Source organism: Pelagicoccus mobilis (genome assembly GCF_016595505.1).
GTDB classification, from domain to species: Bacteria; Verrucomicrobiota; Verrucomicrobiia; order Opitutales; family Opitutaceae; genus Pelagicoccus; species Pelagicoccus mobilis.
The window spans coordinates 135,169-149,215 of sequence record NZ_JAENIL010000008.1 but is presented as its reverse complement, the minus strand read 5'-3'; the positions used below and the strand labels follow the sequence as shown (position 1 = coordinate 149,215).

The 14,047-nt window shown below is 52.7% G+C and carries 10 protein-coding genes; 2 read left to right on the top strand and 8 right to left on the bottom strand.

Going from position 1 to position 14,047, the window contains the following annotated elements:
• Positions 1–12: 12 nt before the first annotated feature.
• From JIN87_RS06020 to JIN87_RS06005, 4 genes are read right to left on the bottom strand one after another with little or no spacing between them, the layout of a single operon-like run.
• The gene (locus JIN87_RS06020) at positions 13–1,368 is read right to left on the bottom strand and encodes an AGE family epimerase/isomerase (protein ID WP_200354630.1); all 1,356 of its coding nucleotides are present in this window, start codon (positions 1,366–1,368) and stop codon (positions 13–15) included.
• Between the two features lies 1 nt (position 1,369).
• Positions 1,370–2,224 carry a hypothetical protein gene (locus JIN87_RS06015; RefSeq protein ID WP_200354629.1) on the bottom strand — a complete coding sequence of 285 codons (855 nt, stop codon included), beginning with the start codon at positions 2,222–2,224 and terminating at the stop codon, positions 1,370–1,372.
• An 11-nt stretch (positions 2,225–2,235) separates the two neighbouring features.
• A complete protein-coding gene (locus tag JIN87_RS06010; protein WP_200354628.1) occupies positions 2,236–3,438 on the bottom strand; it encodes an aminopeptidase in 1,203 nt (400 codons plus the stop codon).
• 57 nt (positions 3,439–3,495) lie between these two features.
• Positions 3,496–3,954 (bottom strand): RidA family protein, encoded by a 459-nt coding sequence (locus JIN87_RS06005; protein ID WP_200354627.1) that lies wholly within the window; start codon positions 3,952–3,954, stop codon positions 3,496–3,498.
• An 87-nt stretch (positions 3,955–4,041) separates the two neighbouring features.
• Here JIN87_RS06005 and JIN87_RS06000 point away from each other — a divergent pair, with 87 nt between their 5' ends.
• On the top strand, positions 4,042–4,818 hold the full coding sequence (locus JIN87_RS06000) for an SAM hydrolase/SAM-dependent halogenase family protein (RefSeq protein ID WP_200354626.1): 777 nt from the start codon (positions 4,042–4,044) through the stop codon (positions 4,816–4,818).
• Here JIN87_RS06000 and JIN87_RS05995 read toward each other — a convergent pair.
• The 4 genes from JIN87_RS05995 to JIN87_RS05980 all read right to left on the bottom strand — a co-directional run bounded on the left by JIN87_RS05995 (position 4,815) and on the right by JIN87_RS05980 (position 12,133).
• The gene (locus JIN87_RS05995; RefSeq protein WP_200354625.1) at positions 4,815–5,339 is read right to left on the bottom strand and encodes an NADPH-dependent FMN reductase; all 525 of its coding nucleotides are present in this window, start codon (positions 5,337–5,339) and stop codon (positions 4,815–4,817) included. The genes JIN87_RS06000 and JIN87_RS05995 overlap by 4 nt on opposite strands.
• 57 nt (positions 5,340–5,396) lie before the next feature.
• A complete protein-coding gene (locus tag JIN87_RS05990) occupies positions 5,397–8,261 on the bottom strand; it encodes a M16 family metallopeptidase (protein WP_200354624.1) in 2,865 nt (954 codons plus the stop codon).
• A gap of 29 nt (positions 8,262–8,290) precedes the next feature.
• On the bottom strand, positions 8,291–9,406 hold the full coding sequence (locus JIN87_RS05985; RefSeq protein ID WP_200354623.1) for a hypothetical protein: 1,116 nt from the start codon (positions 9,404–9,406) through the stop codon (positions 8,291–8,293).
• A 231-nt stretch (positions 9,407–9,637) separates the two neighbouring features.
• Complete coding sequence (locus JIN87_RS05980; RefSeq protein WP_200354622.1) at positions 9,638–12,133, bottom strand: glycogen/starch/alpha-glucan phosphorylase; 2,496 nt, start codon at positions 12,131–12,133, stop codon at positions 9,638–9,640.
• Positions 12,134–12,497: 364 nt separating this feature from the next.
• Here JIN87_RS05980 and JIN87_RS05975 point away from each other — a divergent pair, with 364 nt between their 5' ends.
• Complete coding sequence (locus JIN87_RS05975) at positions 12,498–13,976, top strand: MFS transporter (RefSeq protein WP_200354621.1); 1,479 nt, start codon at positions 12,498–12,500, stop codon at positions 13,974–13,976.
• The last annotated feature ends 71 nt before the right edge of the window (positions 13,977–14,047 follow it).

Below are 14,047 nucleotides of genomic sequence, written 5' to 3'. Positions count from 1 at the left end.
GGGCAAGCAACTTCAATGCTGCAACAGCGGAAACTCCCCTCGCAGCATCTCGAGGCAGTTCATATACGACCGAGCATCATGGTAAGACGCCTTCCAAACGTGAGCCTTTGGAGTGTCAATCTGTGGCGACAAACCATCCAAACCGTAGCCTCTCCAACCGCCATTTTCGGGATCTATCAGAGCCCGCTTGATATAGGACCATTGCCTGTCAAAAGCCTTCTGGTACTTTTCCTCCTCTGGAAACAGACCTGCCATCAGAAGAAAGGCGTTCATCCCCTCCGCGGCTACCCACCATTCCTTTTCCGGGCGAATCACTGCGCAAGGACCTCCTTCGTCAAAGTAGTAACCACCGTAAAATAGCGATCCGACGTCGTCATCCCACCCCGTCTCCAACGCATGATCCACAAGCGACTTCGCGACTCCCAACGTACGTGGATCAATTTCACCCTCAAGAGCATGCGAAGCCTCAAGCAGCAGAAACGCAGTTTCCACATCATGCCCCCAAGAAACGTGGTCCGTGTAAAAGTTAGCAATCACCTCCTCCTTATCTCGTCCGTTCAAACTCAACTTCTGCCAGTCTCGGGTAAAATAGAAATGCAGGTACCCCTTGTCTTGGACAAACCTATCGCGAACGATATTCCTCATCGCATCTAATCGCTCCCGAACCCGCTCATCCGGCCAAACGCGATACAAACTCGTCAAGCACTCCAGCATGTGGATCGATGAATTATAGTCCTTCAAGCCAACATACTTCGTATCTATTCCATCGATACTACTAAGCGCCCAATCTCCATTCTTTTCCAACGAGTTAACATAAGCTCCAAACTCTGAATCCCAGCTAAACGTTTCCATCCAATTGAACGCTCTTTTCGCCTGAGCCAGCACCTCATCCTCACCGCTTGCCTCATACAAGTTCGACAACGCATAAATGGCAAACGACATCCCATAGGCTGACTTACGACGATCGAGCACTTCAGCGCCCGTTCGGTCCACCAGCTCGTAGTAGCCACCAAATTCCGGATCCCACATGGCATCGTTCAAAAAGCGAGCCCCCTCGATCGCCATTCTAGTAAATTCGGGGTCGTCCAAAAAAATCGATAGTCGAGCCAACACCCAAACATGCCGGGATTGCGTAACGATAAATTTGTTCTGATTTCCGGATACACGCCACTTTTCGTCAAGCGTCGTCAAGAACCCGCCATACTCGCGATCCACCACTTTTGGATACCAAGCCTCGACAATGTCCCGTTGAAACGAAGCCTCCAACTCAAGGACAAGACGATCTGCATCCTGCGAACGGCCTAAGCTAACCGAGATCAGAAAAGAGGATAGGAGAATCAAAACGTGAACAAGCCGGAGCACACTCATGCTACTCACCCACGATTCTTTGTTCCTCTTCGCTCATTTCGATCACCTCGAGCTCTCCAAGCGAAACCTTACCCTCCGTATCGCCCTTCACCACCACGACGTCGTTTGAATTCAATCCAATCACGCCAGCCACGGCTTCAGTCATCGAAGCATAAGCCTTTTCGAACCCAATCCCTATCGCTCGCGTATTGTAGCGAACGCACCAGAGCTGCTTGAGCTCCTTGCTTTCCTTCAGGTGCTGATAGTCAAACGCATTCAAGATCACAAAGTAGCGCTCTTCATCCAACGCATCCCAGAGATGCTGATCTGGCGAACCTCCAAACATAGTGGGCTCGATCAAATCACCGTGCAGACCTAGCAATACCCGGTTCCGAGAACGCAAGGATCCCACTCCCTCGTTCAACATCTGCTCGCTACTCGCGGAACTAAGCTCGCCACCTTCACTAGGCCCTTCCGGACTCCCCTGGCTCATCGCGTCACCCGAGCCCGTAATCCCTTGCAACTCCCGGTAGTTTGGCCCCAACGAAGTGCGTCCCCAGGAAATCATGATCAACAGATCCCCCCGAGTTTGATCCGGCTCTGGGTACATCTTACGTTTCTTCAAATGAACAGATAGCGACTCCGCCAGATCCTCGAACTGCGCCTGCTCCAGCCCCTTATCTCGCGTCGAACCGCCCCAAAACTTTCCCTTTATGAAATGAAAGGTCTGGTAATCCATCGCCTCGGCACGCTCGACATATTCGTCCGAGGCTGTCGCATTTACCAAAATATTGAACCGCTTCGCATTCCCTACGGGAGCTAATAGCAATCCGCCCAAACCGAGCAGGCAGAAGATTCTGGCAAAGCGTTTGATCATAAATCGGGAAACTAAATCGTAAACTGACCGTCCTCGTAAATGACCTGAGAACTGCCGTCCGGCAAATAAGCGGTCACCTTCCGATTCGAAGTCGCTACAATATCCGTGTGCACGACGGAATTATTATATCCCATTTCAGCCCATTGTTCTTCGCTTACAGAAGAGGGATCTCCCGTGTAGGAATCACGATAGGCAGCCCCCACAGCGATGTGCGTGTTTCCAAATTCACCACCAACGTTCTCGTCATAGAGCGTCTCGCCCATGAACTTTGTGATTCGGGAGAAGCGACGATCGGTTAAAGAAAACTCGCCCACCTTATCCGCGTTTTCAACCGCAACCATCTCCTTGAGCAGGCTCTCGCCCTTCGAAGCTGTCGCCTTGGTAACGCACCCGTCCTTAAACTCCAAATACGCATCTTCAATCAACGCGCCGTAGCGATAAAGCGGCTCCGTGAAACGGATACGCCCTTCAGTTCCCCTCCAGTCCGGAGAGACGAACAACTCAAAGCTTGGGATGTTTCTTCCAGATCCCCCCAACCACTTACGATTGTTGCCCAGAGTCACCCAAAGATCAGTATCCTCCGCTTCAATACGCACTTTCTCGATCTTCAATGCGTCCAATTTATCCTTGTAGGAGTAAAGCTCTTCATAAAGAGCCTTCCACTTTTCAGCAGGTTGCTCCTCCTTCAAGTAACAGGCATCGATAATTTGCTCCCAGTACTCCTCAAGAGTCATTCCAACTTCGTCAGCCATTTCCTGAGTTCCCCACATGGCCAACGTCCAAGTGTACTTCCCAGCCGACTCTTTCTCGCGACGCCAGTCCATATACGGCTTCATCGCCTTTTGAGCCGCCATGATCTTTTTGCTATCGATCCCATCGAGCTCCTTCTTGTCGGTCTCAGCCAGGATCGCCACCGTATGATCGATCTGGTCAACGGTGCCACGGTGGTATTTTTCAGCGAAGAACTCCAGCTGTTCGTCGCTAGCAAGTTCGAAGAATTCACGAGCCATGCCATCCGGCGTGAAAAAGACGATCGGGTGCGCCCCCGCCTTCAAGACCGCACGCCTAAGAGCGACCAAAAACGGCTTGGCAACCTCCGGCACACGCAATTGCACCACCTCACCTGGCTTAACGCCTTCGCCGCTATTGAGAGCGAAGTTGATCATCACATCCGCATACTTTTCGAGGATTTCATCAGAAGGTTCGTAGCTCATATCACTGCAGAATTACCTATGGGCAAAAAAAAGCAAGGCCCTCGCAACCTATCCTGACTATTCCTCGCCCGGACTCGCGACTACCATCATCTCGACCGATACCAACGTCCCCGGATCCTCAAATCCCGCCACTCGCACGAACGATGTCGCGGGGCCCGCACTACCTCCATAATAACGCCCCCTCATCGCCTTAAGCTTCCGCAAAGCCTCATCCGAACTGAAGTACACCCTCTCGTGCGCCACGTCCGCCATCGTCAGCCCGTAGTTGCCGAGCACGGATTGCAGCCGGATGTAGATCGTTCGCACCTGCTCCTCCGCCGACTCGCCAGGCCCTGTCATGGCAGAGACAAAGACTACCCCGCCAACGCGAACCGCTTGCGGCGTTCGATTCTCGCGATCGACCTCAGAAAAGAACAAAGGCTCTCGAAACGCTGGTGCGCCCTCCTCGGCTCCCGAGACGATTACCGCCCCCATTCCCACAAACAGCCCGGCCAATAAAAACGCATTGAGTCTCATGTTGGCAAAGCTAGCATAACTGAGCTCCCTCGCCAACTCCCCTAAAGAGCTAAACCTCAAACGTTTCTCGGACGATACCCACTACCCATGCCTCTCGATCCACCCATCATCGCCATCCTCACCGATTTCGGAACCTCCGACTGGTACGTCGCCTCGATGAAAGCAGTCATCGCTCGCATCTGCCCCAAGGCAAAAACCATCGACATCACCCACCAGATCGAACCCGGCAATATCAAATCAGCCGCCTTCGTCCTTTCCCAGTGTTACTCCGACTTCCCTCGCGGCACCATTTTCCTCTGCGTGGTCGATCCGGGCGTCGGCTCAGAGAGAAAACCTATCGTGCATTGGGATGGAGACTACCATTTCGTCGCTCCCGACAACGGCGTCCTAGGACTTCTAAAGCCCGACATGTGCAGAGTCTACGAAATCGAGTCCCATCGATTCCAAGACGAGCACAAAGAAAGCAATACCTTCCATGGCCGAGACGTCTTCGCCCCCGCAGCAGCCTACCTAGCCCAAGGAGCGAGCCCCAACGATATTGGCTTTGCCATGGCCCGCTTCGCCCACGATGGCTTCGAGTTCCCAGTAGTCGAACAACTGCCGACCCATGGCAGCGTAATCTACTTCGACCGCTTCGGAAACGGGATCACCAACCTGCGTATAGCGAAGTCTAGCCCACAACCCGATACCGTCGTATTGAACAACGGACTACAGATTCCCTTCGGAAAGACTTTTTCGGACGTGCAGGAAGGAGAAGCGATAGCCTATCTCGGTTCAGGCGGCTTCCTCGAAATTGCCATCAATCTCGGCAACGCCCGAGTTAGCCTAAACCTAGAAGCCGAGTCCGACTTTCAGCTACTCTAATCGGCCAGCTTCCCAGCCAAGCTGGCAAAGGCATCCGCAAACTGATCCAACCGCTCCGCTACCGGCGCCTTCAACGCGTCGCCATCCCAATCCTCAGGAGACGCATATACGAAGCGCGGCAACACGATCGTACGGAAGTCCAACATCAAACTGTTGGCCAAAGCCATAATCGACATGTAGCTCATCGCTCCTCCCGCCGCGCAAATGAAACCGACTACACGGTTTTCCATCTTACGCCCGGCAAGCTCGATCAAGTTCTTTAGAGCAGCATTGCTATCGAAATTATAAATCGGAGTCGCCAAGACATACGCGTCAGCCGCTTCCATTCGCTCGTTCAGCTCCACCACATTGGCATCGCCATAAGCCGCTCCCCCATCGCACAAGGGCAACTCCAGCTCCTGCAAATCGATCAAGTCTACCTCAACCCCCTCCAGGGCTTCAAACTTCTCTTGTACCGACAAAGCCATCAAACGGCTGCGACTTTTCGGATTCAGGCTAGAGCTAACGAGTGCAATCTTCATAAATAAAGTTTTTTCTTTATTTAAAGAGACTATGTCAACTCCCAATTCGGTCGCGATCTATTCGACCCTACCGACCTTCGACTGCTCTTCCCAGTCAGGATTTTCAGCAATCTCCGAATGTTCAGACGGCACAATTGAGACAGCCAGAGCAGCTTCAGAACTTAAATAGCGTCGGGCTATCGCTTGTACTTCCTCAGGAGTAATTGAAGAAAGCAATCCGTCCCGATACAAAATCGCGTTGTCGATGATTTTCGGGTATTCATGCACCCCATAAAGCACATTCTCCAAAAGATAGGAATTGTCGCTCCATGCTTGCCGCAAGCCTTCTTCCAACGGGGCGACTGCTGTAAGCAATTCATCCCCATCTAAAATCTCGGCCGCCAACTCCTCTGAAAGTTTTAGCACGACATCTAGCAGAGCATCCGCGTCCCCCTTCATGCAATCAACGTCCGCTCGAATATGTCTCAGGGTCTCATAGGCGGGAAACGTAACATACCGAACCGAAGGAGAATAGCTTGCACCCATCCCTTCTCTAACCTGCTCTCGTATCCGCGTTTCCAACACATTGCTTAAGATATAGAGCGCAGCGCTTTCACGAACCGATATATCGTCCTGTATCGTCCAAACAATTACAGACGCAGCGTTATCGCCCATGCCTTTAGCGTACTCGATGGTTCGCTTACCGCTATTTGAATCTAGCTTCAAAGCTCTAACCTCCTCAAAGTCCGCCTTGCTCTCCCTACGGCTAGGCAAGGCGCCAAACGTCTCAGCAAATAATTCGAGCAACGCCTGCTCTTCGATATCTCCAACAACCGCAACTTCCAAGTACCCCTCCCGAAACGGTTCCTCGACCCATTCCTGCACTGCAACCCGATCAGCATCCACAAGGTCCCGCAACGAGGGAGCGTGAAAACGCGGCTGCTCTGGGTAAAGCATACGATGCAAATCACGGTAGCCTTCGTTCATCCCATCCGGTTCCAGCTCCCGACTCTGCTTTAGTTTCGATCTCGCTAAATCAAAGGCCTCATCATCCACCGTAGGGTCCAGCAGATACTCCGCTACAATCTTGAAGAACTCGTCCAGACCGTCAGGTTGCGTCAAAGCACGATACGTAAAGGCGTCGTGGTCATCGACTCCAAAAACGAAAGAGTTCACATTCGAACGCAGCTCCTTATACACGTCATCAATGTCATAGCCGCCAAAACCGCTACGAAAAAGCGATGACATGGCCAGAGCATGCGTACCGGGATTGCTGTCGGAAAACGCCAACATACCGCCACCGATTCGTACCAGCGAGCGAACTGTATCCTTCTCGTTCTCCGTTCGCAAAAAGGTTAATCGAGCGTTGTTGGAAAACCGATACGACTTTGCCCCATCGATTTTCAGTTCCTCAGTTTCAACCACAACACCAGCTTCACCCAGATCAGTGTATTCAAACTTCTCCGGTAGCCTAGGGATGTACGGTAGTACCGCGTAGCTTCTCTCATCCTGAAACCTCCGCTTCAAAGCTTTCTCGCTAAGTGGCGAATCAATCTCGCCGGCCATGAAATAGGACAAGCGCTTCAAATTCCAAACCTCCGCAAAGGCCTTGTTGATCTCTTGCAACGACAGCGACTCGATATAGCGATCCATCCGCCCAGTAACCTCCTCCGAAGAGAGGTAAACCCTGTTTTGCGAGATGCTATCCACCAACTCGTCAATCAGCATCCGAGGCTCAGCAGATTCGTACCGCAACGCAGCGGAGCGACTGCTCTGCAACCAAGTATGCTTGAGGTAGTCGACCTCCTCCTTAGTAAAACCATACATCAAGGCCTGCCTTAGTAGTTGATCCAACCATACAAACGCATCCCACCAGAAATCGCCACCAGAACTAATGCTCAACTGGCAATACGGAATCCCAAATACTCGGTTGTAGTTCGCGAAATTATCGCTCATCCCGTCGATCAGCACTCGGCAACGCTCGTTAAACAGCGAAGTCGCAAACGAACGCCTCGCATCCAGTTCACGTCGGCTCCAGCCATCCGTTTTTCGCGAGTCCATCCAAGAGCGAGAAATCTCCAAGGTAAATCGCTCAACCCCCTCCACATAAAGATGTCCGGTGCGAAACGGCTTTGTACGGGCCAATCGGCCAATCTTCCGATTCGGAATCCGCCCCTTCGGAGCCTTCAGCGAAGCGAAGTTCTCTTCGATTTTCCTTTCGAACATCGCTTGATCGAAATCCCCTACCACGACCAAGGTCATCAGCTCCGGTCGGTACCATTTTTCATAGAATGCCTTCAGCTGCTCAACCGACGTTTCCTCGACGACCCACTCCAAGCCGATTGGATTTCTCTCGGCCAACTTCGTACCCGCGAATGAAAAGCGGAACGACGCCTGCGTGATCTTCGCGCTCGGAGTACTACGAGCCTGCTTTTCCCTTAGAATGACATCGCGTTCGTTCTCCACCCGCTCCGGGGCGAAAAGGATTCCGTCCGCATAATCTCGATACAATCGCAACCCCTGCCCGATCAACTCTTCATCGTTTTGCGGAAGCTCAAGGTGGTAAACCGTCTTGTCGTGATAAGTGAACGCGTTCACGTCCACTCCGTAGCTCATTCCAAGCTGCTGGAAAAACTCTATAAGCTCACCGGGCTTGAAGTTCCTCGTCCCCTCGAAAGCCATGTGTTCGATGAAGTGTGACAAGCCACGCTCGTCTTCCTCCTCGTCAAGAGAGCCCACCCCCACCAAAAGACGCATGCTCACGAGCCCCTCCTTCGCATCGTGCGGCAGCAACGCGTAGCGGAACCCGTTATCCAGTACGCCCCAAACGATATCGGGATCCGGTTCGAGCTCGCTGTTTTCGTGCGGCCAAGGCACCCGCTTCGCCACAGCGACCGCTACAGTCAGCGACACCAGAGCGAAAACGAACAAGCGCCTCAACATTCCCTTTCCCCTTCCCAATCCCAGCTAACTTACTCTGCCGGTAGCGTTACGATACTCACTCGCTGGCCCTTTCCTCCGCTCTGCTCGCTGCTTTGCTCCGGAACGGCGATTACGATTGGACCATTCTTCATTTGCAGCAACGCGATCTTGCCAGGAGAAGAAAACTCATGACGTGGGCGGAAACGCAACGGACGTGTATCCTTCTTCCCACGAGGAAACATCAACTCGCCGGAATTGCCTGCCAGCAGCACTCGCCCTTTCGGCATGATTTGAATACCCGTCAATGCACTCAGATCTCTAACGATCGTCTGCATGGACGAAATACCTTGGTACTGCCCCGCGCTGATGCGAAAAACCGATCCGCTTGGACGACCTTGCGTGTGGTTCGTCACAAAATAGAGCATGTTCTCCTTCTCGCGGAAAGTCATGTCCGTAGGGAGACTAGTGGTACGAATCAGATCCACCTGCCCGCGCGGCGTATGCCCGTTCAACAACTCCTCCACCGCGCTTGCTTCAATTCGCCAAATACCTGGACGCCCAAGCTGCTTCCGCTCAAACATGTGGCCACCCACTCCGGATTCTCCGATGTAGAGATTTCCCTTGGAATCAAAACAAAGGCTCGATGGCGAGAGAAGGGAAAGCTCGTCCTTGAGACGGATCCGGCTATTCGGGCCAAGGTCGATTCGCTTGATTTGGCGCCCCGTATTGGGATCGATAATCATGATTCCAATCGAAACCCGAGACAGATTGCGCATCGGCCGCCCCGCCTCGTCTTGCACCAGAGGAGTCCCGTAGGCCAAAAAGATAGCCCCCTTCGGTATGTTCGCATAACGGATCGGTGAAAAATCGAGATCGATCGGAGCCGTTAGATTCTTCACGAAGCGCATCTCGTTAGGTACGACTTCTCCTCCCTCCTTCACAGCGAGCTTGCTGATATAGCTCTGACTTCGGAGCGTGCCATTCTCACCTTGAGAATGATTGAGAACAAATAGATAGCGGCCATCGGGGCTGAAAATAGCGGCAGTCGGAGTCAAAAAGCCGTCTAGTTCCTGAGAGATAGTCGGCCGGTCCTGCCCGTTCATCAGGGTCGTGGCAACCAGCAGGATGCAGCTCAGAGTAGCGAAAAAACGATTCGTAAGGTTCATACAGTCTGTTTTGGGGCAATCGGTCAGCGGATCCACTCACCTAAGTAAATGCACAACAAACGTTGTCGAGTTCCTCCCCCTTGCCAAGCTTCCTTTTTATCCCCTTCTCAACCAACGCCTTCCAAACTACCTCCGCTACCAAAGTAAACACCAGTCGAACGCTTCCCCAATAGACGAAAAAAGCCGTCCCCTAGGTGGGGACGGCTGAAATTTCGAGACGAGCAAAGCAAGCTACTTGATCTTCACTGGCGGCAGATTCCAGATCTCAGACGCATACTCTCTCATCGTACGGTCCGTTGAGAACTTGCCCACGCGAGCCGTATTCAAGATGGCCATACGAGCCCACGCTTTCTCGTCCTTGAAGGCATCGCTCACCCGATCCTGGCAATCGATGTAGGAACGATAGTCAGCGAGGACCTTGAACGGGTCGCCGCCTTCGAGCAAGCTGCTCTTAAGCGACTCCAGTACATGCGGCTCATCCGGTGTGAAGTAGCTAGAACCGATCCAGTCGACGACCGCTCTCAACTCTTCGTCTGCGTTGTAGTGCGAAATAGGATCATAGCCCTGTACGTCCAAGGCTTGAATTTCCTCAACGGTCTTACCGAAAATGAAGATATTGTCGTCACCGACCTCCTCGCCAATTTCGATATTCGCTCCATCAAGCGTACCGATCGTCAAAGCGCCGTTCAAGGCCAGCTTCATATTGCCTGTACCCGAGGCTTCCTTACCCGCGGTCGAGATCTGCTCTGAAAGATCGGCAGCAGGAATGATCTTCGCCGCAAGCGATACACGGTAGTTCGGCAAGAAGACAACCTTAAGCTTACCCTTAATCCGCTCATCATTGTTGATCACCTTACCGACAGAATTGATCGCCTTGATGATCGTCTTTGCGAGGTAGTAGCCTGGCGCTGCCTTCGCTCCAAAAATGAATACACGCGGAGCGACATCCAGATCTGGATTGTGCAACAGACGACGGTAAAGCGTCAAAATATGCAGAAGGTTAAGATGCTGGCGCTTATATTCGTGCAAACGCTTAATCTGCACGTCGAACAAAGCGTTTGGATCAACCTCTACGTCGCACAATTCCTTGATGGTCTCCGCAAGAGCAACCTTATTCTCGTATTTGATTTTCATATACGAGTCTTGGAATTTCTTATCGTCTGCGAACTTCTCCAGCCCACGCAAGGCGTCGAGATTCTTCGGCCAATCCTTCGAGATCTTTTTGCTGTCGATCAGTTTCGAAAGCTTCGGATTACAAGCCAACAACCAGCGACGAGGCGTAATGCCATTGGTCATGTTTGTGAACTTGCCCGGATACAATGCGTTGAAGCTAGGGAACAGAACGGACTTGAGCAACTCCGAGTGAATCGCCGCAACCCCATTCACCGTGTGGCTACCCACAACCGCAAGATGGGCCATGCGTACCATTTTCGGATGACCTTCTTCGATCAAAGACAAATCGCGCTTCATCCAGTTATCGCCCGGCCAGCGTGCTTCAATCGTATCCATCAATCGACGATTGATCTCGAAGATGATCTGCAGGTGACGTGGTAGAACCTTCTCAAAGAGAGGCACGCTCCACTTCTCCAACGCTTCAGGAAGAAGCGTGTGATTGGTGTAGGCAAAGGTCTTCGTACAAATATCCCAAGCATGATCCCACGACAGATTCTGCTCGTCGACCAAGATGCGCATCAACTCAGCAACCCCGATCGCCGGGTGGGTATCATTCAGCTGGATCGCAACCTTGTCCGCAAAACCATCCCAACCTTCATTGTTCTTGAAGTAGCGACGGATGATGTCGTGCAGGGAGCAAGAAACGAAGAAGTACTGCTGCACAAGGCGCAGTTCCTTACCGTTTTCTGTCTTGTCGTTTGGATACAGTACCTTGGAGATCGTTTCACCAACAGCCTTCTCGCGAACCGCCTCCACATAGTCGCCCTTGTTGAATTCTTCCAAATCGAACTCCTCCGACGAACGCGAAGACCAAAGACGCAAGAAATTAACCGTCTTCGTGTCGTATCCACTAATTGGAATATCGTAAGGGACACCTTGTATTGACTTTGTGTTTACCCAAATCGGATGCGGGTCGCCCTTTTCGTCAAATTGAGTTTCTACATTACCGTAGACCTTGAGCGTCTGAGTGTACTCCGGGCGAACGATGTCCCACGGCGTGCCAAACATCTTCCAGCTATCCGGATGCTCGATCTGGTGGCCGTTCTCGAAAGACTGCTTAAACAAGCCAAACTCGTAGTAGATGCCGTAGCCGACCGCTGGCAGATCAAGGGTCGCGAGCGAGTCGAGGAAACAGGCGGCAAGACGCCCCAGACCTCCATTGCCAAGCCCCATGTCGAGCTCCTCTTCGCAAATCTCATCCCAATTGACGCCCAGCTCTTCCGCAGCGGAACGCGCCTCATCGTAAACGCCAGCGCTGTACATGTTGTTCACCAGCATCCGCCCCATCAGGTACTCCATGGAGAGGTAGTAGCAGCGGCGAACGTTCTTCTCGAAGTGGGTCTGCTGCGTCTTGATCATGTTATCCACGATCCGGTCGCGCACAGCGAGGGAAATACAAGTCCACCAGTCCCGCTTAGTCGCCGCAGTTGGATTGTGAGCGAGCGTAAACTTGAGGTGATCGAGAATTGCCTGCTTCATATCCGTAGGAGCAGAAGCGACAGTTTTCTTAGCCGCCTTTTTAGCGGTCGGTTTCTTTTTTGCAACAGTACTCATTTTCAATTCGAAATGGTTTGAAATCGAAAGCCTCTACTACGGCCTTTCTGGACAACAATACAAAGGCAAAATCGGAAATAATGCCACCCCCGGAGGAGCATTTTACAACGAGCAAAGACCGCGCCTAATTCTCCACGAGCGAATATGTTATATAAAGAGACTGCAGGAAGCATCGGATGGGACCAGTTTCCTCTTTGCTGGATCCACCGTAACCGCATTCTAAAGAAAAAAACTTAGATTGTCAGGACTCAGCCGAGATTGGCCCAAATCCGAGCGAATTCGTCACACAGCCAACAGTCCCTACGAACTTTGGCAACGAGCATAAGAAGACCTTCAATCGCATCCCCCTCACACACCGGAACTTATGAGCATTGAATCGAACGTAACCCTCTCGAAGCGCGAAAAATTTGGATACAGCTTGGCGGACGGGTCCGCGAACTTCGTCTTTCAAGTCCTCCTCGCTTACCAGCAGCCCTTTTTCATCGAGGTCTTCGGCCTCGGCCCCACCTTGCTCTTCTGGCTATTGCTCGGCGGACGCCTCTTCGACGCCATCACTGACCCAGCCATGGGCATGATCGCAGACCGCACCAAGTCTCGCTGGGGGCAATTCCGCCCTTGGATCCTGTGGTCAGCCATCCCATTCGCGGGCGTTTTCTGGCTGACTTTTACCAAACCTGACCTCGGCCCGACTGGTCTCGCAGCCTACGCGGTCATTTGCTATCTCCTGCTCATGGCCGTCTACACTATGAACAACGTCCCCTATGCCGCCCTCGCTGGCGTCATGACAGGCGATCCGGAAGAGCGAACCAGCATCCAGCAATGGCGGTTCTTCACCGCCATGTCAGCCGCCTTCGTCGTTCAATCCTTCACCATCCCGTGGGTCGCCAAGTTCGGCGGAGGCGACGAAGCGAAAGGCTGGTCCATCACCATCGGGATCTTCGCGGCGATTTCCTTCCTATTCTTCATCGGGACCTTCCTCACCACCCGAGAGCGCGTTCCCCAAACGAAATCGGTCCCCATCAAGGACGACATCAAAAACCTCAAGCGCAACCGCCCTTGGATCATCCTCTTCTTCGTAACCCTCTTCATCTTCATCACCCTCGCCTTCCGCGGCGGTCCGATGTACTACTTCATGAGCTTCTACATGGAGGAAACCAAACTTGTGGAGTTCATCAGCAAGATGGGGTTTGTCGCGCCGAGCGACGGAGAGCTCGGCTTGGGTAAGAGAATACTGGATACCATTGGCCTCCTCGTAAAGCCAGACCACTCCAACGGCACCGCAGTCGCTATCGGCGTCTTCGGCATGTGCGGCAATGTCATAACCCTCATCGGCATCGCTTTCTCCAAGAAAATCGTGCACACCTTCGGCAAAAAGCCGATGTTCATCGTTTGCCTGAGCGGCACCACCCTCGTAACCGCTTCGATCTTCCTCGTAAACCCGGACCAGGTCGGCCTTCTCTTCTTCCTCTCCATGCTCTGGCCAGCCACCTACGGTCCCACCGTTCCCGTACTATGGGTCATGATCGCGGACACCGCCGACTTCTCCGAATGGAAAACCGGCCGCAGGGCGACAGGCTTCGTTTTCGCGGGCATCGTATTCGCCCTAAAGGCAGGCCTCGCCCTCGGAGCCGCATTTGGGGCAAAGGTAATGGAGTGGCACGGATACGTTTCGGGGGCGGCTGACACGCTCGATAGCCAGTTCGCAATCAAGGTCACCGCCACGCTCTACTCAGCCCTCCCATTCGCGGTAGCAGTTGGATTCCTTCTTCTCTACCCCATCGGAAACAAGCTAAACGATCAGATGAACCGGGAGCTTAAAGACCGCAGAGCCCAAACGAGCTAGGCCAAACGGCGCCCTTTGAAAATTCGCTCTGAATTGAGGTTACACTAGTAACGCAAAACCTTCGAACCGTT